Genomic DNA, 22,473 nt, shown 5'->3' with positions numbered 1-22,473 from the left:
TCCTGGCGCCAGCGCCGGGCGGCATGGCCGCTGATCTTTGCAGGTTCGCGGCCGGTCTGGCATCCGCCAGACTGACCTGGTGCACGCTGGCTTTGATGCCGGTCAGAGCGCCTTGCTGACCTTGACGTCGCTGATTACGTCGCCGCTCTGGTCGTGCATTTTTTCCAGTGCCGCACGGGCTTCGTCCACGCAGGCAGACTGTAGATAGGCGAATTCAAAGCGGCGCTCACCATTGAGTTTGTAGCTGATGGCGAACTTGATGGTCGGGGCAGGGCTGGTCACGGTGACTCCTGGGCGGATCTGGGTTCAGCGCAGCTGTGAAGGCGAGCGGCGCACAATCTTGATCGAGTGGCTAAAGGTCGGCTTGTGGCCCGGGTCTTTGTCGGGTTTGCGCCCGACGGTGTCGATGGTGATGTTCCAGAAGCCGCTGCTCGGTACGGTAATCTTGGCCGGGAACCGGTCGAAGGCGCCGCCATGATAGGTGTGCCGACCGCCGTTCTTGAAGCTGCGAAAGTTCGCATCGTTCATCAGGCGGATGTTGCAGGTACGCGAACATTCAATGACGACCAGATCGTCTTCATTGAGGTGTTCACGCTGGTGTACGAACTTCATGGGTGTCTCCGGAACAGGCGGCATCGCAAAAGCGAGACGATAACACGACCCGGCAAAGGTTTTGAGCAGTGGCGCACAGTTATTTGCCTATGATGGCAAAAAGTTTTCGCGCTCGGGATCTTATTCGCTCCGTGCTGGTCATAGCGGCTTTATTTTGGAGAAAAAAGCATGAAACTGGCCGTGGTAATCCTGGCCCTGGCGACATTGGCCGGGTGCGCAACAGTCGAGGATATCGAGCATTCACCCGCGACCCTGAGCGTTATTTCCGGCAAAAAGCCTGACCAATACGCCGATTGCTTTATCGACAAGCTGGGTGACAGCCGTCAGCCGCCGATGAAAGAAGCCCGTAACGACGGTGTGCGCCTGATCGTTGCACAAAAGCTCAGCGATGCGCCGGCGGCGATTGTCGACATTGACGAACGTTCCAGCGGCAGCTCGATCAAGGTTCATGAACACCTCAACAACCTGCCGATCCGTGGCGGTGCCGTGCAAAAGGCCGCTGAGGCGTGCATCTCCGGTTAAGGCAATACTTGTATCTCTGTGGGAGCGAGCTCTGCTCGCGAAGAGGCCAATAAAAACGCTACATCTGCTGCGGATGTACCGCCCTCTTCGCGACCAAGGTCGCTCCTACTTGCAGACCACCAGCACGCTGCGGTGCTTGAAGTTACCCACGTCCATGCCCAAGGTCTTTTCTTCAGCGTCAAGCTGTGGAGTGCCGTCGGTGCCGACGATTTCGTAACCGGTGCCAGCGCAAGAGTCCTCGGCTTTTTCATAGCACTTGGCCCACGACATCGCTTCGCCGGAACAGTCGATGCTCAGCCCCTGTTGGCCGTTTTTCATGTAGGTCGGGGAGGCAGTGGCGCACGCGGTAAGGCCCAGTACAGCGATAAGGGGCAGCAGTCTGATCATGATGGTCGCTTCGGCTATTGGCTCTGGAAGGAGTGGTTTCAGTTGCGGCGCCTTGCCTCGAATGCGCAGTGCTTGAGGTCTGGGGCGCGCTAAAAACCGGATAATGCACTTGGACTGAGGTGCGGTGCCATCGTTCCGCCATAAATTACCGGGTTGTCGGCGGTCACAGGGCTGTCTTGTGCCCGTCACGATGCTGCAACCGGCTGACGGTGCAATTGTCGCAAATCTTGTCAGGAGACACGACTATGCGACTCTGCATCATCGGTGCCGGCTATGTCGGGCTGGTCAGCGCAGCCTGTTTTGCCGAAATGGGCAACCATGTGATCTGCGTCGAGCATCAGCCGGCTCGTTTGGCGGCCTTGCAGCGTGGAGATTGCCCGATTCACGAGCCAGGCCTGCAAGTGATGCTCAAAGAGCACGCTGGCGGCGGTCAGTTGAGTTTCACTGGCAGTCTCGTCGAGGGCGTGCGCCAGGCAGACATCGTGTTCATTGCCGTCGGTACGCCCAGCCAGGAAGATGGTTCGGCCGATCTGCGCCATGTGCTGGCAGTGGCCGATCAGTTGGGGCAGTGCCTTGCTCGTCCATGCCTGGTGGTCAACAAGTCCACGGTGCCGGTGGGCACCTGTGAAAAAATTGCCCAGCGTATCAATCAGCGCTTGGTCCGGCGCGGCATGAAGCTGCGCATCCCGGTGGCGAGCAACCCGGAGTTTCTCAAGGAGGGGGCGGCCATCGACGACTTCATGAGACCGGACAGAGTGATCGTTGGTGCAGCCGAGATGCAGTCGGCCGAGTTGTTGCAACGGCTGTACAGCCCGTTCTTGCGCAACCGCGAGCGTGTCCTGGTGATGGGCTTGCGCGCCGCAGAGTTCAGCAAGTACGCGGCCAACGCCTTCCTGGCCACCAAGATTTCGTTCATCAACGAAATGGCCGGGCTGTGCGCCGCGCTGGACGTGGATATCGAGCAGGTTCGACGCGCGATTGGCAGTGATCAGCGGATCGGTACGCATTTTATTTATGCCGGTTGCGGCTACGGTGGCTCCTGTTTCCCCAAGGATGTGCGGGCGTTGATCAAGACCGCCGAGCAGCAAGGCTTCGAGGCGCAGATTCTCAAAGCCGTGCAGGCGCGCAATGCGACCCAGAAAACCCTGTTGTTCAGCGCCTTGCGTCAGCATTTCGGTGGCTATCTGCAAGGCCGGGTGGTCGGCGTCTGGGGGCTGGCCTTCAAACCGGGCACCGACGATATTCGCGAGGCCCCCAGCCTGGTGTTGATCGACGCGCTGTTGGCTGCCGGTGTCCAGGTCCAGGCCACTGATCCTGCCGCGATGGTTGCGGTGGCCGAGCGTTATGTCGATGCAATCGGCCGCGGTCAGCTACGCTTGTGCGAGTCGCTTTACGGCTGTGCGCAGGGCGCCGATGCGGTGGTGCTGGTCACCGAATGGAAGCAGTTTCGCCAGCCCGATTTCCTGCGAATTCGCGCATCGATGCGCATGCCGGTATTGTTCGATGGTCGCAATATCTACGACAGCGCGGAACTATCTGCCCAAGGATTCCTCTACCATGGCATCGGAAGGCCAGTGGTGGGGCATTGTAAGGTGACCGCCGCCTGATTAGACTGCGCCGACAATGCCCCAGCCCTTAACTAAGGACTTATATGATCAAGAAATGCTTGTTCCCTGCAGCCGGTTACGGCACTCGCTTTTTGCCAGCGACCAAAGCCATGCCCAAAGAGATGCTGCCAGTGGTCAACAAGCCACTGATTCAATACGGTGTGGAAGAAGCACTTGAAGCGGGCTTGAACCAGATCTCCATCGTCACCGGTCGCGGCAAGCGCGCGCTGGAAGATCACTTCGACATCAGCTACGAGCTGGAGCACCAGATCAAAGGCACCGACAAGGAAAAATACCTGGTCGGCATCCGCCGCCTGATCGACGAGTGCAGCTTCTCGTACACCCGTCAGACTGAAATGAAAGGCCTGGGCCACGCAATCCTCAGCGGTCGCCCGTTGATCGGCAACGAGCCGTTCGCCGTGGTACTGGCCGACGACCTGTGCGTCAACCTCGAAGGCGACGGCGTGCTGCAACAGATGGTCAAGCTGTTCAAACTGTATCGCTGCTCGATCGTTGCCATTCAGGAAGTCGATCCGCAGGAAACCAACAAGTACGGTGTGATTGCCGGTGAGGAAATCAAGCCGGGTCTGTTCCGTGTCAACGACATGGTCGAGAAGCCGAAGCCTGAAGACGCACCGTCGAACCTGGCCATCATCGGTCGTTACATCCTGACGCCGGACATTTTCGAGCTGATCGAACAGACCGAGCCAGGCAAAGGCGGCGAGATCCAGATCACTGACGCATTGATGAAGCAGGCTGCCCAAGGCAACGTGCTGGCTTACAAGTTCAAAGGCCAGCGTTTCGACTGCGGCGGCGCCGAGGGTTACATCGACGCGACCAACTTCTGCTTCGAAAACTTCTACAAGACCGGCAAAGCGTTCTGACTTCACCTGCCTGTCCACCCAAAGCCATCCCGGTGTTCGCACCGGGGTGGCTTTTTCATTTCTGCGGGGTTCGCATAGCCGTTATGCTGAGCACCTATTCATGGAGGCAGTAATGGCTTACGACTTCGATCTTTTTGTCATCGGCGCCGGTTCCGGTGGTGTACGGGCAGCGCGCTTTGCTGCGGGTTTCGGGGCGCGGGTTGCGGTTGTGGAAAGCCGTTATCTGGGCGGTACGTGTGTCAACGTGGGCTGTGTGCCGAAAAAACTGCTCGTGTACGGTGCGCACTTTGCCGATGACTTCGACAATGCCAAAGGCTTTGGCTGGAATGTAGGGCAGCCCGAGTTCAACTGGGCCACCCTGATCGGCAACAAAGACAAGGAGATCCAGCGTCTTAACGGTATTTACCGCAAACTGCTGGTCGACAGTGGCGTGACCCTGCTCGAAGGGCATGGGCGGATCACCGGCCCGCATACTGTGCAGGTCGATGGCACGTCATACACCGCCGAACGCATCCTGATCGCCACCGGTGGCTGGCCACAAGTGCCCGATGTACCGGGGCGTGAGCATGCGATCACCTCTAACGAGGCTTTCCATCTGGCCGAGTTGCCCAAACGCATCATCGTGGTGGGCGGCGGCTACATTGCGGTCGAGTTCGCCTCGATCTTCAACGGCCTGGGTGCGCAGACCACCCTGGCGTACCGTGGCGAGCTGTTCCTGCGCGGTTTTGACGGCGGGGTGCGCAAGCACTTGCATGAAGAATTGCTCAAGCATGGCATGGATGTGCGTTTCAATTGCGATATCTCAAGGATCGACAAGCAGCCAGACGGTAGTCTGAAGGTCTGTCTCAAGGATGGCGGCACGCTGGACACCGATTGCGTGTTCTATGCCACTGGCCGGCGACCGATGCTCGACAATTTGGGGCTGGAGACTGTCGACGTCAAACTCGACAAGCAGGGCTATATCCAGGTCGATGAGCATTATCAGAGCAGCGAGCCGTCGATTCTTGCGTTGGGCGATGTCATTGGTGGTGTTCAACTGACGCCTGTGGCGCTGGCAGAAGGCATGGCGGTGGCCCGTCGTCTGTTCAAGCCCGAGCAGTTTCGCCCGGTAGACTACAATCACATCCCGACAGCCGTTTTCAGTCTGCCGAACATTGGCACCGTGGGCCTTACCGAAGAGCAAGCCATTGAAGAGGGCTACTCGGTACAGGTGTTCGAAAGCCGTTTCAGGCCAATGAAACTGACCCTGACCGATGATCAGGAGCGGACTTTCATGAAGCTGATCGTCGACAGCGCCAGTGACCGGGTGCTCGGTTGCCATATGGTCGGCCCGGATGCCGGTGAGATCGTGCAAAGCCTGGCGGTCGCGCTCAAGGCCGGTGCGACCAAGCAGGTGTTCGACGATACCCTGGGCGTGCATCCGACGGCGGCGGAGGAGTTCGTCACCATGCGCAGTCCGGTGGCGCGCTAACGGTTGTTACCATGCCCGGTTTTCAGGATGAGAACCGGGCAAAATCCGCATTCAAGGATGGAGTCCTGTGTTGAGCAAGCAGACCCCGACGCCGGTCATGCCACTGAGTTGCATGCCGCCCGACAATAACGCCCTGCGGCAGATCGATGCGCTGCGTGAAAGCGAGCGACAGTTTCGCACGCTGGCCGACAACATGAGTCAGTTGGCCTGGACGGCTGACCCCGAGGGCTGTATCCGCTGGTACAACGAGCGCTGGTATGACTATACCGGCGCGTCGCTGGAGTCGATGCAGGCGTTGGGTTGGCGAGCGGTGCATCATCAGGATCATTATCAGCGGGTCACTGCGCGACTCAAACATTGCTTCTCCACGGGCTCGGTCTGGGAAGACACCTTTCCGCTGCGCAGCAAGGACGGCACATTCAATTGGTTTTTGTGTCGGGCATTGCCGATTCGTGATGATCAGGGCCATATCACCCACTGGCTTGGTACTCACACCGACATCACCGCACAGGTCAATGCCGAAGAGGCGTTGCGCGAACTCAATGACAGTCTGGAGTTGCGGGTGGCAGAGCGTACCCGCGAGCTGGCCGAAGCCAATCAGCGCCTGCAGGTGGAGATCGCCGAGCGCGCCCAGGCCGAAGAAGCACTGCGCCACGCGCAGAAGATGGACGCCATTGGCCAATTGACCGGAGGCATTGCCCATGACTTCAACAACATGCTGACCGGTGTGCTCGGGGCGCTGGACCTTACGCGGCGGCGGATTGCCGCCGGGCGTGTGGCTGAGGTTGACAAGTACATTGATGCAGCCACGACCGCGGCCAATCGCGCTGCGGCCCTGACTCAGCGCTTATTGACGTTTGCCCGGCGTCAGTCGTTGAGCAACAGCATCATGCCCGTCAATCCTATGGTGCTGTCCATGGAGGAGCTGTTGCGTCGCACGATTGGCGAGAGCATTCAGTTGCAGATCGAGCTTGAAGAGCATGACAGGGTCATTTGTACGGATGAGCACCAGTTGGAAAATGCGTTACTCAATCTGGTGATCAATGCGCGGGACGCCATGCCTGAAGGGGGGCGTTTGCGGGTGCGCAGCCAGGTCACGACCATCGACACCCTGCATCAGGACCTGGCGCCAGGCGAGTATGTGCAGTTGAGCGTCGAGGACAGTGGTTGCGGTATTCCTGCCCATGTCATCGAAAAGGTCTTCGACCCATTTTTCACCACCAAACCAGTAGGTCAGGGTACGGGTTTGGGATTGTCGATGGTCTACGGCTTCATGAAGCAGACCGGCGGCCATGTGCGGGTCGACAGTCGTGAGGGCGAGGGCACCTGCATCCGGCTGTATCTGCCTTGTGTGGCTCAGGTCAGCCAGCGGGTGGCCGATGTCAGTGATGCCCGGCAGGCGCCTCGCGCTGTTGCGGGGGAGTGCGTGCTGGTGGTTGAGGATGAAAGCGCGGTGCGGATGCTGGTGGTCGATGCGTTGCGCGATCTTGGTTACTCAACCCTGGAGTCCGGCGATGCTGCAGGCGCTATCAAACGTCTGCAGGGCTCGGCTCGTATCGACTTGCTGATTACCGATGTCGGCCTGCCGGGCCTCAATGGTCGTCAGCTGGCCGGGATTGCCCGTCAGTTCCGGCCGGCGCTCAACGTGCTGTTCATGACGGGCTATGCCGGCAGTCCTCAGATCGACGAGGTGTCACAGGCCGTCGAAAAAGACGTGCTGACCAAGCCGTTCAATGTCGATGAGCTGGCGGCGCGGGTGCGCTGGATGCTTGAAAGGGCCGCTTGAATACTGTTGTAGGACTAATGCCGATCAGTTAAGGGGGTACTGCATGCCCCCGGTGGGAGCAGCCGGCCGGCGCTCCGGTTGCTAGCGAAGACGGCGGCACATTCGCAGCAGATGTAGTTTTTTTACTGGCCTCTTCGCGACCAAGGTCGCTCCCACAAAGGCATGCAGTGCTTATCTGAACAGTATTGCGGCTAAAGGGCTGTAGCAACTGTCACAGTAGTCCAAGCTGTCGCAGTCGTTGCAGAACGTAATAACCCAGCCATCGACTTCGACGGTCATCAGACCGCAATAGATCGTACGCCAGCTTTGATCACCCAGGCGACGCATGATGCGTTCACCCAGCGCAATGTCGCGCAGCACGTGGCCGGCTTCTCGCGCGGTTAGGGCAGTTTGATTCATGGAGTGGCCTGCGTCCTTGTCATGGGCACATGGGACGGTCTCAAGGGCGGATCACCGATCCGTTTTTCAATATGACGACAGGAGCCGGGGTCATTGCTACGGTAATGCGAGCAACCCCAGAAACCTGTCTTATAGGACATGTCACCACCACTTACCGGGCAGACCGGAATCCACCAGTTGCAGTTCTCATTCACGCAAATTTTGAAACGGCCTGCTCGGATCATTGGCGCATCACACTTTTCGCAGCATTTTTCGGTGTGCGTGCACTGCGGGTAGTTCGAGCACCCTAACGGCCACTACCTACTTACTTTCGCCGCGGCACGCCAGACTTGCTGATCGGTCGAGATGCCGTTGAAGAGTACCAACCCACTTTTCAACGGCAATTCGTGGATTACAGTCCAATAAATATCTGCGTGTTGCCGATCTCCGGGGCAGTCAATACGGCCGCAACGTCATGAAGCGCCTTGCCCTGCGTTACAGAGTCTTTCTTAAAGTCGAAAAGCTGCTGTTGCCGGTGGCTCATGTTGCGATCCACCTGCCAATATGAGAAGCCTTGATCGAGACGAATCCGGATTTGTTTGCCAGACTCGAAAACCAGCTTCAACATGCGCCCATGTTCGATTCCTGGCTCACTCCTGACCTGAGCCTCAAAACCTACATAGTCCAAAGCTTCCTGAAGCGCGTGATCACGATCGACATCATTGAGCCAGTCGTGCCAAATCCGCTGAGGAGCGCGGCTTTTCGATTCAAATTCTCTGCCGGTTATTGCGACAGGTAACGCTCCAGACTCCACTGTCGCGCGTTCTCTCAGGGCTGTCAGGGCTTCAAGCAGCAACGCGGCTGCCAATGGCGAGACAACATAGCGGTCAGTGTATGCCACGGATTGGAGGGGATCGTTCCCCTCCAGGGCCGCACGTAGTCCCGGCGATTTATCACAAAGCAGTGCCCAGAGTCGGTCGCCGAATCGCGCGATGGTTCCATCCAGATCCTTGTGAATATCGACCTCGATGTCACCGGTTTTGGGTCTGATTTCACCCTGGGAGTAGGGGCGGGTAGGTTCGAATCCGCGGCTGAGCAATCCTCGCACCAGTGGGCTTTCCCCATCGCTTTCTCCCCAGTGAGGGTTGGCTATGCCTATGAGGGTTTGCCTGCTTGCCCAGGTGAGTTCGCCATCTTTACCAGTCAGCCCGACTAACAAGTGATGGCCGCCCTGAAGACTCATGCGGCTTGGATCGCTTTCCACGTAGGTAATACCTGCGTCGACCCACGATGCCAGGCTGTAACGACTGGCCTCATCGAGATGGGCAAGGGTGCCGTTTTCGGCAATGAGCGTTACATCGATCCTTCTGTGGCATTGCCAACCGAGTACTTTATCCCTCAGCACAGTGGCCATGGGCAGATCCCAAAGTGAAGTAGGCCCTTGAAGGTAGAGGGTGACTGCACTGTATTTATCCTGAGCAAGATACCGCTCTACGGCTTCAAGAAGCGTTGAGGTTTCAGCGACAGAGTCCGCTCCGAACACCGCTTCGTCATCGGGAAGGGCGAGGGATGCCCTCCAATCCTTGGATATCCATTCCAACGCCTTGTGGCGATCAAGCTTTTCACCATCAAACCGGGTGTCAAATCCGATCAAGCATTCTTGGCAGGCGCCGGTGCAATGGCATGAAAGGCTATCCAAGACCTTGTCCCACAGAACTGGACTGTTCATCAGGTGAGCAGCTTGGGACGTGTAGCCGCCACTGCGCAGGTCGAAAACTTGAATGAGTCGAACGGGCTCTCGTTGCCACTGAACGTGCTTGGTACCAAAACCGAGCTCGTCGGACATTACTCCCATTTGGTCGGCAATGGCATCGCGCAGAGCAACCGCAATGCTGAAGGCGGCAATTTCGTCATTGAGATACTCACCCGTCACAGGGTTCCGGATCATTACTTCCAAAGCATCTGCGACACTGTCATGTCCCAAATGAACATTGCGTTGGATTTTCCAGCTGTCGGAGCTGCCAGCGCAAATGCTCTCACCATCGTCGGTGCGGCCCCCCCTGAGCCTTCTGTGTTGTTGGCCGCTGCGAAACTTGTGCGGAAGAAATTTCTCGTTCTTGGCAGCTTGCTCGTCAGGGTCCTTGAGCATTGCCTCGGCACGACCACACTCCAGGCAGAGTGCAAACCCTTGTCCGCCATCCCCGCTGGTATGGTTGAACAAGCGAGCTTTAGCGCTTGCTCTGAATGCGCCGTTGGCTGGATTGGCGAGTGTCAACCAAGGCTCGTTTACGCTTAGCCAAGGCCGCTGGACGGGGATATAGGTAGGCTTACTGATATCTGTGTGCGGATCCTTACCGTAGAAGTCCACCGCGAATCCTGAAGGCACCAGATAGCGCAGAACATCTTCCTGCTCGTCCAAGGGACTTCCACACTGCCCGCAGTCGCCCGGTTGTTGCGCAAAGGTACTCCCGCTTGCGCCGCAATGGGAGCAACGCCACGCATACTTGAAAAGCTGCGCTTCACGCAGGATTTCTTCGGACGCGGGAAGCCTCCAATTGAGTGAGATACCCCGCGACTCATAAACCAAACCGTCCATGACCACTTCGGCGCCGGGTGCATATTCCCTCAGTCCGGTTACACGGTCTCGTGTCGCAAGATCCAAATAGCGCCCGCGGTTATCTTCGCGCGAGTATTCTCGCGCTTTGTCTGGGGGCTGTCTGATGATGTTGTTAAAGCTGACGATGTCCGTGGGAAAACCGTAACCTGGCAGGAACCGGCGAGTTGCCAGCTCACTCAGCAGGTACTCTCCGGTGATTCGCTCCAGCTGAGCATTCAGCGCACGCAATGCCGCGCTCTTCTTTTCTGAGCAGCCTTTGAAGTAGCCGAGCTCCTGACTGGCGTTGTTGTAATCCTCCCTCCAGCTCTGCGCGACATCTCGCATTGCGGCTGCGGTGTGGCGGGTTAGCGTTTCAGGGTTCATGTCCACGAGCGGGCTGCGGTGAACCAGCTTCTCGATCCCTTTGATGACTGCCGGCAAACTGCCCGCGGTATTCGTGCACCACGCTTCGAATCGACCCGCCAGGGAATCGCCATCTTCCTCAATGCAGAAGGGGCCTATAGTCATGCTTTTGAGTTCCTCTCGCCCCAAGACTGTCTTGAGCCAGTAAGACAAAAGGTAGGAGTTGACGTGGCGCGCGACCAGATCAGGGCTTCGCAGTGAGACCGCCGGAATGATCATGTTTGTATCGAACGGCCACCGGGGCTTGGCGAACACGTGCTGGTCGTGGGGTGTCTTGCGGCAAATGGTTAACGCAACGGCGCGTCCTTCCCCGCGTCGTCCCGCCCGGCCTGCCCGTTGCAAGTAGTTTGCCGTCTGGGGCGGCACGTTGTTCATTGCGACGGCCGTGATACCGCTGATGTCGATCCCCATCTCCATGGTGGTCGAGCAACTCAACAGATTGATGTGACCTGAACGGAACTGAGTCTCGTAGGACTTGAGCTTCGCTTTCGGTTGTTGGGCAGAGTGCTCCGCAGTACGGAAGTAAGACGCCCCCTCGATAATCCGGTCATGCAAGTCCGACCAAAGACCCTCATCGCGCAGTCCGATCACTTTTGGTTCTGAGTTTAGCCAGGCGCGGGCGTTGAGGATTTTCTCTGAAGCATCCACATCCCCGCCAAACGCCTGAGGGTATCGAGGCATCGAGACAGGCCGTATCGGCCGCAAAGGATTCTGCCCGCCAGGCGCTGAGTAAGGGGAGAGGTTGCTGAACGAGGTGTCCAGGAGTCGGCGGGTGATGGGGCACAGAAACACGTCTGAGCTCAGTCGAAAATGGAGGGACTCAAGGTGCAGTTGATAGCCTGTTTCACTGCTTCGCAGAATCGTCGAAGTCGTCGTCAGGGCAATCCAGGCCTCTTGAAGAAGGTGGTTGATCTTGTCCTGATTATCTTGCGCGTCCCAGCTGAACGCATTGCAGAGGAGCTGGATTGGTCGCGATTGGCGCTTAGAACCTGGATTAACCTGTGGCCAAGTCTTGATCCTAGAGGTGTTTTTTTCCTTGGAGGTTGGCGCGAGGAGCCATTTAGGGCTGATCTTTGCACCGATGAAACGTTGCCATTCCTGATCAAGGTGCAGGAAGCTGTTCTCACGAACATAAAAGTCGAGCAGAATCTTGAGGTAGGCTCGCCAGCTCACAATATTGCCTGTGGGCCACTCCAGGGGGGCTTTGACGACGTGCGCAAGAGCTGGGTAGGTGATCTCTACCAAGCCCATGGTTTCCAGGTTGTTCTGTCGTTTGGGGCGACGAACAAATTCCCTCGCAAGCATCACCCCTGCAAGGGTTCTCGCACCGCTGGTTTCAGGAAATGCGATCTTCGACAGTGTGCTGTAGTAGCGCAGCAATCCCTCCTGCAAATCCTTGTTGGTGGTCAAGCTGCTCACCATCTCTGTCCAAGGCAGTTCAACGCCTTTGGACAGACTGGCCTTGCGATCCTTCAACTCCTGCAGCCGGCGAACATCACGTGGTCGGATGGTACCTGCGCGCTCTTCATCCAGATAATCGTGCAAATCCTGCTCGTCTTCTTCGGACAGCGATGCTGATGGCGTAGCGCCTAGCAGCGAGTGGTACACCAGACTGCGGATTCGGTTCCGTTCCGAGTCCTGCTGTAGCTTCACCGCGATGCGGGCAGTGCCTTGTCTGCTGTCGGTAAACGAAATCATTTTCCGACCGCGGAAGGGTTTGTTGAGAGGATCAATTTTGTCTTCGGGGCAGAACTCCAGCACCGTCGAGATAACGGTGCTCAGCATGAACGGGGTGCCAATTGACGCTCTGCGAAATTGTCGGCCTGAAGCTGACTCCTGCGTACAACAAGGGCATTGGTCGCGCTGTATCTGATTGAATACCCTCATCTCGATGGAATCGGGTGTGGACGCGTGGCCTTCCACCTGCTTCTTCGTGGGATTGAACCAAAGCCGTTCTGTCTGAACGCCAGCGATACGGTTGACGATCAGCATATGCACGTCCGAAGTGGCGCCGGAGGTCTCATCCCCCTCCAACTCGACTTCTGCATCGAGGTTGATGGAAAACTCATCTTCCGAATGATCGTCAGCAGCTGTTAGTGAAAGATTGCCACGTCGATGCGCAAGCAAAAATGGCTGGTTGCAATCGTTGCAACTGACCAGGCCAATCAACGGACAGCCACAGTCGCAGCTCAACCGCTCGGCGGTGTAGACCATTCCGTAAGGCCATTCGGGCGTGTCCAAGACAGTCTGAAGCTTGTGAGCGCATTTGGGATCGATGCAGACCTTAATGCCTGACAACACGTTATGAAACAGATGTACGCGCAGAGGAAGGAAGAACGGGTCATCATCCGTGGTACCACTTCGCGTACCTGAAAGTATGTCCAGCATGTTCAGGATATCAGCGGGGCTTACATCTCCATTTAGCGAGCGATGAAGATCTGCAAGCGTGTTTACGCGAGTACCCCCTGGCTTCAGGAATGCAGTTCGGATTTGGCGTGCCATTGGATGCTGCGTAAGCGCGTGATACCGCTCTCTACTGATCTCCTGACCGTTCCCTATTTCCATCAGCTCATCTGTGGACTTATTCGAGGAATGTTGCGTCTGTAGCGGCGCAATGTCGGGAACGTGTCGGGAACCATGAACGACATGGATCTGGTCAAGTTCAATGCCGGCCATGTCAGCAAGGAAGGACTGCAGCGACTCGACGGTCTTTTTATCCGAACCAAACGTTGCGGATGTCGCGATGAAACGGACGTCACGCGGATCTACGTCGAATGCGAGCATGACCCGACGTAGCAGGAGCGCCATTTCGGCGGCTTGCGAGCCAACATAAGTGTGTGCTTCGTCTAGAACGATCCAGCGAAGCTGCCCCTTGGACTGCTCAAGAATGGGGGCATCTTCCTTACGAACCAGCATGTACTCAAGCATGGTTGCGTTGGTGACGAGAACCGGAGGAGCGCTGGCGCGAAGGGAGGTACGATCTGCCACATGGCCCGCAGACTGTTTTGCTGTGCTTTTGACTTCGTTCTCTAGAGCACCGGTATAAAGGCAGTAGCGCAGATCACCGTTAAACCCGTCTGTCCAGGCGTCCAGACGATTCTGCTGGCTGTTGATAAGCGCGTTAAGCGGGTAGATAAAAAGGGCTTGAACACCCTGCAGCCTGCCCCTGCGTTCGATATCACGAGCCAGACTGTTCAGAATTGGGACGAGAAAACATTCGGACTTGCCCGACCCCGTGCCGCTGGTGACAACAAGGGATGCTGGTTTTTCTTGACCTAGGATCTCCCATGCTTCCAGCTGGTGGGTGAATATCTGCCTATCGCCTGGAAACGTATATTCATCGGCGAAGACCGCGGGCGGCCGCTGCATGCACTTTACCAGTTGGGAGCTGAGCAGCCCGCCCGACAAGGACTGTAAGGTTGCGCCGCTCTTGAGCCATCCGAAGGTGGGCTCAAACACAGAATCGGCCAGCAGAGCATCTTTTGATCCGGGTGTTGCGGCCAGCTTCTCGCTCAAAAAGTCGCGAAGAGGTTTGCTTTCGAGCGAGAGAAGACTCTGGATCGCCCGAGTGCTACGGGTCTTGAGTTCAGTGATCAGCGATTCAAAATAAGCCATGGTTTTTCCGTCCAGATGGAATGCTGTTATGCCGGTTTGAAGAAGTGAACGAGCGAGAAGTGGTAGGCCGCATCGAACCATGCAGGATCAAAGCTCTGATAGGTTCGAAGTGCATGCAGCCTGTCTGGTTGCGCTAACCAGTCGCGGGCAGCTCCCCGGGTGACCTCGTAAGCGACCCACATGGGAAAGGCGATTGTCAGCCTCTTGAAATCTCCCAGTACCGGTGGAAACCTGGAGAGGATCGATTTGCCTGACGCGCTTCCGATGAATTTGGAAACGTCCTGATGAAGCTCGTTAGGCCACATGTCGCCACGGTCAGACTGACGTACCAGTGATTGGAGCGGGCCGTGCTCAATTGCTACCAAGGCACGGAAGAGGTGGTCGTCGAGTACAGCGTTATGGTTTAGTAAAAGCCGTGTTTCCTGAGTCGGAAGGCTCATGGCTTCATGACAGGCCAAGTCGATTCCAAGCACGGTGCCAGGTTGCGACATACTCATGCTTTGTTTGATCGCCTCCAGGCTTCGCTTCAGAGCGCGAACGCCTCGATCGCCGTCGTCCTGATAGTAATAACGCCTCAGTATGGCGACGCTGCTGACCCAGTCTTGGGGAGAGGCTAAGACCCATTCGAATGGAAGCTCTTCGGTGATCCGCTGTGCGACGTGCTCGGCGAATCCTTCCAGGTGAAGCAGGGCAGTGATCATGGCTGCGGGGCGGCGAGCGAAAACCCGCCATATATCCAAACCCGCTAGCGGGAGGTGAGAAGTATGGATAAGCAATTCCTCCAGCAGCCGCCAGTCAGCATGGCCAGGACTACTGGTCATCGTGTCCACGGCACTTGTCAACGCAGCGAAGCGCGCTCCTGAGGACTCAATAGCCAGTGCTGCGCGCAACCCTTCATGAGCGATCACAGGTTGCCCGGTTGGTTGATCATGTGTACTCCAGGCGAGGGGCCTGAACGCATTTCGCGACTGGGTATCCGGATAGATCAGCCATGCGCCTTCTTGTTTGGTCTGGGGGTTAAACCACCATCGTTCTAGGCTGTCTTCTTTGGATCGGGCTCGCGTAAGGGTTTCGGGCCCTTGTTCTGGATGAGTAATACACAGCGCGAATACATCAAGCAGCTTCAACGCATCCTCATCAGGCGCCAGTGCATGTGCTGGATAGTGCACGCTGCCGCTGCTTCTATCGACTTCTAGCCGTGTGGCATAACGTCTGACCAACAGCTTCGCACGCAGGGAGCCGCCCTCCAGGGCTTCTACCTGAACATACGCATCCAGGTCTTCGGTGCAAGCCAGCATTTGTTGGATCGGTCTCATGAACTCAAAGAGGCGTACCTCGCAGGAGCGCCCATAACTGAACACACGAGTTGCCAATTCCTGGCCGCCTCGTTTTGACTTCAACGACAAACACACCTTCCAAGCGACACCATGTCGGCCTGGCATGAGTGTGAGTCGGGAGCCCATGAGGTTGTTGACTTCCAACTCCGCATCAGGCGCAAGGCGCGTGCCTGCCGAATCAAGAAATACGGCGCCTTTTCCAGGAAACGGCAGGGTTATCTTCTGCGTTCTTCCACCCGCCCACGCCAGTTGCAGACTGACGTGCGAGGGAATCTGGTTGGGTTGCGCGGTCACTGCCACTCGCCAGGACATGCCATCTGGAACGGCGTCAACATGGCATTCGTTCCCTGCCGATATAACCGCCTGTGCTGGCCAGCCTCTCAGGTGAATTAGTCCGGTCGAAGCAGATGAACCCGCCTCGGATTCGATCACGGCATTATTGGGTAGGCATACTGCTGTCTGTCGGATCTGAGTTTCCCCATCCAGCTTCCATGACAACGTACCCATCCCCAGTGCCGGGCGTGCGTCCGAAACGACGCGTTCTTCGCCAGCGACTGTGCTCCACACTATTTCTCCATCGGTTACGCGCGAGGAGGTGCCGTCCTTGTGAACGCGGTGGAGTGTTGGCATGCCTGCATATACAAATGCAGGTTCCGCTTGGACGTCGAGAATTCGGCCGCGCCACTGCAGCAGCTCACTTTCGTTGCTTTGAACGCCGCAGTGGATACGATACACATCCCCCTTGTAGGACATTCGAGAGGTGCCAGAAGTGAGCAGCTTCAGCGATCTGCCATCCACGGGGCTGAGTCTGGACTCGCATTCACCTTCCTCACTGAAGAAAAATGCGGCGTCAGGGATGCAGACGAGGGCGGAGGGTGCGCCAATACGTAAGCTGCCAACCTTCAGCAACCTAGCAACAGGGAATGCGTTTTCGAATACCCACGGGGCGTTTTCTTCCAGTCTTTCCCCGCCGGGGAGCATGGCGGTGTGGAGTGTTTCTCCATACCGGCTGAGCTGCAACTGTGCAAAAGACATATGGCAATCATCGGGAAGCTGAACGTTCTGCACGGCCATGCGTATACCTTGGCTCCGCACCACGCACTCAGCTAACGCAAAGCGATTACCGCCCAAAATCAACGAGATTTGAAATGACGCAGGCAGCTCTTCTGGCGCGCATCCGAACAGCTGCGCGACTAGGGCGGGCGTGCTTGTGGGCAGTACTTCTACCCTGGTCTCAAGAACGCATGAGCCGTCAGCATCGAAGCTCAGCTGGCGTCGCATCCAAAAGGGTATACGGCGATCACATCGCTCAGTTTCACCCGCTTCGCGTACCAAGCCACGAAGCAGTTGTGATGCTGCTTCCCCGTCTATGCGCAGCGGGAATTCGTCGGCCCATTCAGGATAGGCTCGCTGAAGAGACATGATGGGATCATCGGCATCTTTGAGCGCGTAGCGCGAGCGCAAATCCTTGACGACTTCTACCACTTTGCCCAACAAGTCGTAGATCGCAGGTTGACGATAGCTTCGAGGAAGAAGAGGGTGCAGGCTTTGGACTTCAGCCCGTATTGCGGCTGAGGACAGGTCGAATGAAATAGTCTGACGCAGCACCGCATGAAGGAGGCGAGACACGTTTCCTTGCGCAGTCTCAATCAAGCGAAGGGGAAGCCCGCCCTGAATGGCTACCTCACCAATATACCGCTTGCCTGCATTCATTTCGCTTGTGAGATGCCAATACTTTCTGCCCGATGCAACTAGCTGCTGAATACGTTGATGCGACGGTACGGACATATTGATGCTATCGAACAGTGGCTTCCATGCCCAGGCGCCGCCGCCATAGCATCGCTTCCACCATTCGGCAGCATAGAGTAACCAGCATGCTGCGTAAGCTGCAGACTCGCTGAGGTGATAGAGCTCTGCGGCATGGTGTCTGAGCTCAATGCCAAGCGATGCAAACTCATTATCTGAGACCTTCAGCGAATAAAGTGAGGAACCTGTCGGTTGCTCAACTCCTCTTGCACTGCAAAACGCCCGAAGCCAGTTTCGCAGTTCAGCCCGCGTCACAACACTCGATTCCATTCGTCCCTATCCTCTTCACCGGTTAAGCAAGCTGGCACTATGCTAGCGACAAGATCGCAGCGCTACTACGCCCATTTTCAGGAAAATCTTGAGCACGGACTAATTCCCTCAGAGGCGGCCACAGTCGTGCATCCATTTGGGTGTGGCGTGCGACATTTCGCTTGAGCTCATCTAGGCGCAGTACTAAAAGCGGCAGCATTGCGAAGCCAAATCGCCCCTAGCTGTGGAAGCTCCCTGAATGATCCGGCGTCGCTACTCACCGTCACCTCCATAGTCTGGAGTAGCCGTGTGTGAAGTCCGATTCCGTGCGCTAAATTAGAGAAATTGTGCTCATGCATTCTTAAAAGGAACGCGGTCATGAAATCGAAGGAGCAGACTCGGCTCGTTACCCATAAGGGCGTCCATTTTTGTGGGCAACTGTACACCCACTTACCTCGCGGCTCGCTTCCCCGTAACGGGGTATCAGTCCGTTCCAGCCTCAACGATTTGACGGCAATACACGTCACGTGCAGCGGCAAGACTCATCGGGTAGCAACGCGAGATGACGAAATCGTATAGATGACGGCTCAGCGCTTGATGGCCTCAGCGGCCCCAACCGATCGGGCAAATGCAACTGCAGCATCAAGATCTAGCGATATGGACGCAAATGACTTCATAAGCAGTGCTTCGGGCAGAGCCCAATCCCATTTCTCTCGGTTCATGTTTTCGACGTCGGCGAGGATTGTGGGCAAATCGCTGATGTCTAGATTCGCAACAGTACCCAGGGCTGCTTTCGCGTGATCAAGCTCGGCGCCGATCTCAAGAAACAAGCCTGCGTTTTCACATGGGGTACCCACGTGGTTGAGCAGCAAACGCAAAGCGTCATTTGCATAATCGCCCAACCAGCTCACTAGGTAACACTTGCCCCCAGCTTCGACCAGATAGCGATCGGCGAGCCCCAGCCCGCCGAACAGTGTCCTGGCCTCATTCAGCAGCTGCTGACCTCCGGAGTCGAGGAACGGGCAGGGCGTAGACTCAGCGAGCACCGCTCGCATCTCTTCTCGTACAGTGTCCTGAACCATGGCACCCAAGCCATCGAAGCTGGGCGGAGCGCCCGCACGTGCCGCCGAGACCGTGATCACTTTTGCCTGCAGATCTACATCCCTGACTTGCCATCTGCGCCCGCCGAAAATGATGCGCTGATCCTTAGTCAGGGGGCGGCTGACAGGCACCGATCCGAGGGTCTTGCCTTCGCACACCAGACGAAACTCTTCGTCACTGGTAAACGCACTGTAGAACTCATAGTGGTTGATCATGCGTTCGCCGATCACTCCAGGGAGCAGTAACCCTGAGCTGTCCTGAACAATTAGTTCGTGCTCACCCAGAGCTTTGAGCAGGGCAATGAAGTCCGATTTGTCGATGGTTTCAAAAGCACCCTCGGCAACCAGGCTCTTCCACAGGTCGCCAGCCGACGCACCACCTGACTGGGCGATGAAAGACAGGGTTTGCTGTACCAGTGTTGAGGCGTGGATGCCCTGAGCCCGTGGCGGCTCGAACCAGCCGCGGGACAGCAGTCTGATCATCGCGATGGTCTGAACAAGACTTTGGCGTAACTGGTCGGACAGACTCGATCCATCCTTCAATGGAGATTCTTTGCAGTAGACGCGAAGCGTGGCTTTTTCACCGGCTCGTCTTCCTGATCGACCTAGTCGCTGTCTTAGACTGGCTACCGATGGAGGAGAGCCAATCTGAGCGACCGTCTTGATGTTGCCGATGTCGATGCCGAGCTCAAGGGTGGTGGTGCAGATAGCGGATGCGGCGTGAGTTCCAGCCTTCAGGGCTTGCTCAGCTTGTTCTCGCAGGTCTTTCGAAAGGCTGCCGTGATGGGGCCAAAACTCATTGGGAACGCCATTGTGCTCGCAACGTCGGCGCAACTGATCGGCATACCACTCCACCTGTGCACGACTGTTTGGAAAAATCAGGTTGTTGCTGCCGCGCAGCACTTTGTAGAGGTGGTCGGCGATAGCGAAATCTGGACTGGCTTTGTCTTCTTCCTCATCCGCCTCACCGTCTCCTTTGGCTTGATCTTCATTTTGGCTGTCGGGGGCAGGGGGGACGGTTTTGAGCAGATGGCTCATCGGTGGCTGGATATACCCACGAACCTGTACCTGGATCTCCTGATTCGAGTTTTTCGACTCAATCACCGTGACGTGATTAGCTGCGCCCGGGCGCAGAAACTCAGAGCCCAGCCTCATATCTCCAAGTGTCGCGGAGAGGCCCACACGAGGAAGGTTCCGACCTGCGATTAATTCGACTCGGTGCATCAAAGATTGAAGTTGCTTACCACGCTCACTGCCTATGAAGGCGTGGAGCTCGTCCAACACGATGTAACGCAGGTTCTGAAATACTCCTGGCAGACTTGAGCCCCGATTGACGAACAACGCCTCCAGCGATTCAGGGGTAATCAGCAGAACACCTTCAGGCGACTTGAGGAATCGGTGCTTCCTGCTGGAGGAGATATCGCCGTGCCAAGCCACTACTGGAATTTCCAACTGCTCACAGAGTCGGTCGAGCCTGCCCCATTGATCGTTTATGAGGGCCTTTAAGGGGCTGATGTACAAAGCCGCTCCTACGGGGTGGGCGAGTCGTGTTCGGCAATTTGCGCCTGCAGGGTTTCCAGGGCGGCTTCCTTTCTGCTCAGCAGTAATTCGAGCATGCGGTTTTGTTGCGTGGCTTCGCTCAGGCTGTGCTTGAGTGCAGCGCTTTGCTGCTGGGCGGTTTGCAGGCGTACTTCCAGTTGGGCGCTGCGATTGATGGCTTTGTGTTGTTCGGCGCCGGCTTTTTCAGCCTGCTTGGTGGTTTTGTCCAGTTGCGTCTGGCAAGCATGCAGTTCTCGGGCGGTGCCGCGTTGCTCAGCCAGCAAGCGCTCGTTATCGCGGTTGAGCAGGGTGATCGATTCCTGGTGCAAGGCCAGGGTTTGCCGCGACTGCCGCAGCTCCATTTGCAACTGTTGGAGTTGCCCCTCGTAGCGCTGCTGGTCCTGGTCGCGCTGTTCTTTCACCGAGTTGCGGTAGTGCTCCAGGGCGTCGCGGGCGTGGCGATGCTTTTCTTCCAGCGATTCGAGATGCCGGTCGCGATCTTCCAGGCGTGATTGCAGGTCTTGGTTGGCCTGATTCAGCCGAGTGTTCTCGGTTTTGGCCTGCTGCAGAGCGTCTTTGGTTTGCTCCAGCGCCTGGGTTTCTTTGCTCAACACTTCTTTTTGCAAATCAAAGCGGGTTTGCCATTGCTCCAGTTGCTGCTGCACGCCTGCGAGTTCTGCGCGCATAGCCTGGCACTGCTGACTTGCGTGTTGCTCGGCTTCATCAATGCGCTCCTGAGCCTGGCCTTGCAGTCGCTCAGCCAACACCGCGACCAGTTCGGCCAGCTCTTCATTAAGGCTTGGGGCAGGGCTGTCGTGCCCCTCCAGCTCTTTGAGATAGCGATGAATGGTGGTTTTAGAGCCGGTATTGCCCATTTCAACGCGTACTGCGTCGATGCTCGGGTTGTCGCCGCGCGCCAGCAGCGCCTGTCTGGCTTTGTGCACCAGGGCCTTATTGATTCCGCCGCGCGCCATGGCTGCTCCTACGATTTCGTACTGTGGTATGTATCCTGTAATTACATACTAAATAGTACGATCTTCATAGGGTAAATATCATCTTATTTAACACGGGATATTGGCGTATTATCCCGTGTCAGTCGTTGTCAGGCGGCTTTTTACGGTTCAGTACGGTATGAAACCCTCATGAGCGAGATTGATCGTTACATCGCTGCCGCCACGCGCGACAACACACGGCGCAGCTACCGGGCGGCCATCGAACATTTCGAAGTGACGTTTGGCGGTTTTCTGCCGGCCACCAGCGACAGCGTGGCGCGCTACCTGGCCAGTTACGCTGGCGTGCTGTCGATCAATACGCTGAAGCTGCGCCTTTCGGCATTAGCGCAGTGGCACACCAGCCAGGGCTTCGTCGATCCGACCAAGGCGCCGGTGGTGCGTCAGGTGCTCAAGGGCATTCGCGCTGTGCACCCGGCCCAGGAAAAGCAGGCCGAGCCTTTGCAGCTGGGAGACTTGCAACAGGTGGTCGACAGCCTCGACCAGCAGGCGCGTCAGGCCGCCCAGGTGCAGGATCATGGGCAGGTGATGCGTTGTCGGCGTGACGCGGCGTTGATCCTGCTGGGTTTCTGGCGCGGCTTTCGCAGTGACGAGCTGTGCCGCCTGCAGGTTGAGCATGTCAAGGCCGTGAGCGGAGTCGGGATTACCCTGTACCTGCCGCGCAGCAAAAGTGATCGGGATTTCACCGGGCGCAGTTTCCAGACGCCGGCGCTGCTGCGTTTGTGCCCAGTGCAGGCGTACCTTGACTGGATAGACTGCGCCGCACTGGAGCACGGGCCGGTGTTTCGCAGTATTGACCGCTGGGGCAATCTGGGCGAGGAGGGGTTGCACGCCAACAGCATCATCACCTTGCTACGCCAGGCGTTCGAGCGCGCCGCAATCAAGGCGGATGCCTACAGCAGCCACTCGCTGCGGCGCGGCTTCGCCACCTGGGCGCAGCACAATGGCTGGGATCTGAAGTCGCTGATGAGTTATGTCGGCTGGAAGGACATGAAGTCAGCCATGCGCTACATTGAAACCTCACCGTTCGGCAAGGCAGCAGTGCCTGTCACCGAATTGAAGATTTCTTCTATTAATAATGATCCGCCATAGTCAAAAGCAATCAGCAGCATCGACTTTACCAATGAGCCTGGTGCGCCGATTGTGGGTAA

General features: G+C 57.0%; 13 protein-coding genes and 3 pseudogenes. 8 read left to right on the top strand and 8 right to left on the bottom strand.

Going from position 1 to position 22,473, the window contains the following annotated elements:
* Nucleotides 1-102 precede the first annotated feature (102 nt).
* Together NRB16_RS05960 and NRB16_RS05955 are read right to left on the bottom strand one after the other, a co-directional pair.
* Nucleotides 103-282: a hypothetical protein gene (locus NRB16_RS05960; RefSeq protein ID WP_045491068.1), complete on the bottom strand. Its 180-nt coding sequence runs from the start codon at nucleotides 280-282 to the stop codon at nucleotides 103-105.
* 24 nt (nucleotides 283-306) lie between these two features.
* The gene (locus NRB16_RS05955; RefSeq protein ID WP_045491071.1) at nucleotides 307-612 is read right to left on the bottom strand and encodes a DUF1883 domain-containing protein; all 306 of its coding nucleotides are present in this window, start codon (nucleotides 610-612) and stop codon (nucleotides 307-309) included.
* Nucleotides 613-780: 168 nt separating this feature from the next.
* On the opposite strand from NRB16_RS05955, the gene NRB16_RS05950 reads away from it, so the two are divergent.
* Complete coding sequence (locus tag NRB16_RS05950; protein ID WP_045491073.1) at nucleotides 781-1,134, top strand: hypothetical protein; 354 nt, start codon at nucleotides 781-783, stop codon at nucleotides 1,132-1,134.
* 105 nt (nucleotides 1,135-1,239) lie between these two features.
* On the opposite strand, the gene NRB16_RS05945 is transcribed toward NRB16_RS05950, so the two are convergent.
* Nucleotides 1,240-1,521, bottom strand: coding sequence for a hypothetical protein (locus NRB16_RS05945; protein WP_045491076.1), 282 nt, complete (start codon nucleotides 1,519-1,521; stop codon nucleotides 1,240-1,242).
* A 245-nt stretch (nucleotides 1,522-1,766) separates the two neighbouring features.
* Between NRB16_RS05945 and NRB16_RS05940 the strand changes: the two genes are divergently transcribed.
* From NRB16_RS05940 to NRB16_RS05920, 5 genes and pseudogenes are all read left to right on the top strand, one after another.
* Nucleotides 1,767-3,128, top strand: coding sequence for a UDP-glucose/GDP-mannose dehydrogenase family protein (locus NRB16_RS05940; protein WP_257105695.1), 1,362 nt, complete (start codon nucleotides 1,767-1,769; stop codon nucleotides 3,126-3,128).
* Nucleotides 3,129-3,172: 44 nt separating this feature from the next.
* Complete coding sequence (gene galU, locus NRB16_RS05935; protein ID WP_045491081.1) at nucleotides 3,173-4,012, top strand: UTP--glucose-1-phosphate uridylyltransferase GalU; 840 nt, start codon at nucleotides 3,173-3,175, stop codon at nucleotides 4,010-4,012.
* Between the two features lie 112 nt (nucleotides 4,013-4,124).
* Complete coding sequence (gorA, locus tag NRB16_RS05930; RefSeq protein ID WP_257105694.1) at nucleotides 4,125-5,483, top strand: glutathione-disulfide reductase; 1,359 nt, start codon at nucleotides 4,125-4,127, stop codon at nucleotides 5,481-5,483.
* A 70-nt stretch (nucleotides 5,484-5,553) separates the two neighbouring features.
* Nucleotides 5,554-6,840 (top strand): annotated as a pseudogene (locus tag NRB16_RS05925) (ATP-binding protein); the annotation flags it as partial.
* A complete protein-coding gene (locus NRB16_RS05920) occupies nucleotides 6,835-7,269 on the top strand; it encodes a response regulator (protein ID WP_257105737.1) in 435 nt (144 codons plus the stop codon). The pseudogene NRB16_RS05925 and the gene NRB16_RS05920, both read left to right, overlap by 6 nt.
* Nucleotides 7,270-7,464: 195 nt before the next feature.
* Here the strand turns inward: NRB16_RS05920 and NRB16_RS05915 are convergent.
* The 3 genes and pseudogenes from NRB16_RS05915 to NRB16_RS05905 form a co-directional block, all read right to left on the bottom strand.
* A pseudogene (locus tag NRB16_RS05915) lies at nucleotides 7,465-7,668 on the bottom strand (hypothetical protein); the annotation flags it as partial.
* A gap of 391 nt (nucleotides 7,669-8,059) precedes the next feature.
* Nucleotides 8,060-14,281 carry a DEAD/DEAH box helicase gene (locus NRB16_RS05910; protein ID WP_257105692.1) on the bottom strand — a complete coding sequence of 2,074 codons (6,222 nt, stop codon included), beginning with the start codon at nucleotides 14,279-14,281 and terminating at the stop codon, nucleotides 8,060-8,062.
* A 26-nt stretch (nucleotides 14,282-14,307) separates the two neighbouring features.
* Entirely contained in the window at nucleotides 14,308-17,694 is a 3,387-nt protein-coding gene (locus NRB16_RS05905; protein ID WP_257105691.1) for an STY4851/ECs_5259 family protein, read from the bottom strand.
* Nucleotides 17,695-18,051: 357 nt separating this feature from the next.
* On the opposite strand from NRB16_RS05905, the gene NRB16_RS29575 reads away from it, so the two are divergent.
* On the top strand, nucleotides 18,052-18,252 hold the full coding sequence (locus NRB16_RS29575) for a Mu transposase C-terminal domain-containing protein (RefSeq protein ID WP_373568433.1): 201 nt from the start codon (nucleotides 18,052-18,054) through the stop codon (nucleotides 18,250-18,252).
* A gap of 8 nt (nucleotides 18,253-18,260) precedes the next feature.
* Here the strand turns inward: NRB16_RS29575 and NRB16_RS05900 are convergent.
* Both NRB16_RS05900 and NRB16_RS05895 read right to left on the bottom strand, forming a co-directional pair.
* Nucleotides 18,261-20,315: pseudogene (locus tag NRB16_RS05900) on the bottom strand (DEAD/DEAH box helicase); the annotation flags it as partial.
* On the bottom strand, nucleotides 20,303-21,286 hold the full coding sequence (locus NRB16_RS05895; protein ID WP_257105690.1) for a DNA-binding protein: 984 nt from the start codon (nucleotides 21,284-21,286) through the stop codon (nucleotides 20,303-20,305). The pseudogene NRB16_RS05900 and the gene NRB16_RS05895, both read right to left, overlap by 13 nt.
* A gap of 168 nt (nucleotides 21,287-21,454) precedes the next feature.
* On the opposite strand from NRB16_RS05895, the gene NRB16_RS05890 reads away from it, so the two are divergent.
* Nucleotides 21,455-22,414: a site-specific integrase gene (locus NRB16_RS05890; RefSeq protein WP_253112390.1), complete on the top strand. Its 960-nt coding sequence runs from the start codon at nucleotides 21,455-21,457 to the stop codon at nucleotides 22,412-22,414.
* Nucleotides 22,415-22,473: the final 59 nt, after the last annotated feature.

Origin of the sequence: Pseudomonas sp. LJDD11, assembly GCF_024584215.1 — a bacterium.
GTDB lineage: Bacteria > Pseudomonadota > Gammaproteobacteria > Pseudomonadales > Pseudomonadaceae > Aquipseudomonas.
Note: the sequence above shows the minus strand (reverse complement) of the source record. Positions and strands in the feature narration are given on the sequence as shown.

Bases quoted from the DNA above. Each gene is read 5' to 3' on its own strand.
- NRB16_RS05955 (WP_045491071.1), bottom strand. From the start codon at position 612: ATGAAGTTCGTACACCAGCGTGAACACCTCAATGAAGACGATCTGGTC.
- NRB16_RS05940 (WP_257105695.1), top strand. From the start codon at position 1,767: ATGCGACTCTGCATCATCGGTGCCGGCTATGTCGGGCTGGTCAGCGCA.
- gorA (WP_257105694.1), top strand. From the start codon at position 4,125: ATGGCTTACGACTTCGATCTTTTTGTCATCGGCGCCGGTTCCGGTGGT.
- NRB16_RS05905 (WP_257105691.1), bottom strand. From the start codon at position 17,694: ATGGAATCGAGTGTTGTGACGCGGGCTGAACTGCGAAACTGGCTTCGG.
- NRB16_RS05895 (WP_257105690.1), bottom strand. From the start codon at position 21,286: ATGGCGCGCGGCGGAATCAATAAGGCCCTGGTGCACAAAGCCAGACAG.
- NRB16_RS05950 (WP_045491073.1), top strand. From the start codon at position 781: ATGAAACTGGCCGTGGTAATCCTGGCCCTGGCGACATTGGCCGGGTGC.
- NRB16_RS05890 (WP_253112390.1), top strand. From the start codon at position 21,455: ATGAGCGAGATTGATCGTTACATCGCTGCCGCCACGCGCGACAACACA.
- NRB16_RS29575 (WP_373568433.1), top strand. From the start codon at position 18,052: ATGAAATCGAAGGAGCAGACTCGGCTCGTTACCCATAAGGGCGTCCAT.
- galU (WP_045491081.1), top strand. From the start codon at position 3,173: ATGATCAAGAAATGCTTGTTCCCTGCAGCCGGTTACGGCACTCGCTTT.
- NRB16_RS05910 (WP_257105692.1), bottom strand. From the start codon at position 14,281: ATGGCTTATTTTGAATCGCTGATCACTGAACTCAAGACCCGTAGCACT.
- NRB16_RS05945 (WP_045491076.1), bottom strand. From the start codon at position 1,521: ATGATCAGACTGCTGCCCCTTATCGCTGTACTGGGCCTTACCGCGTGC.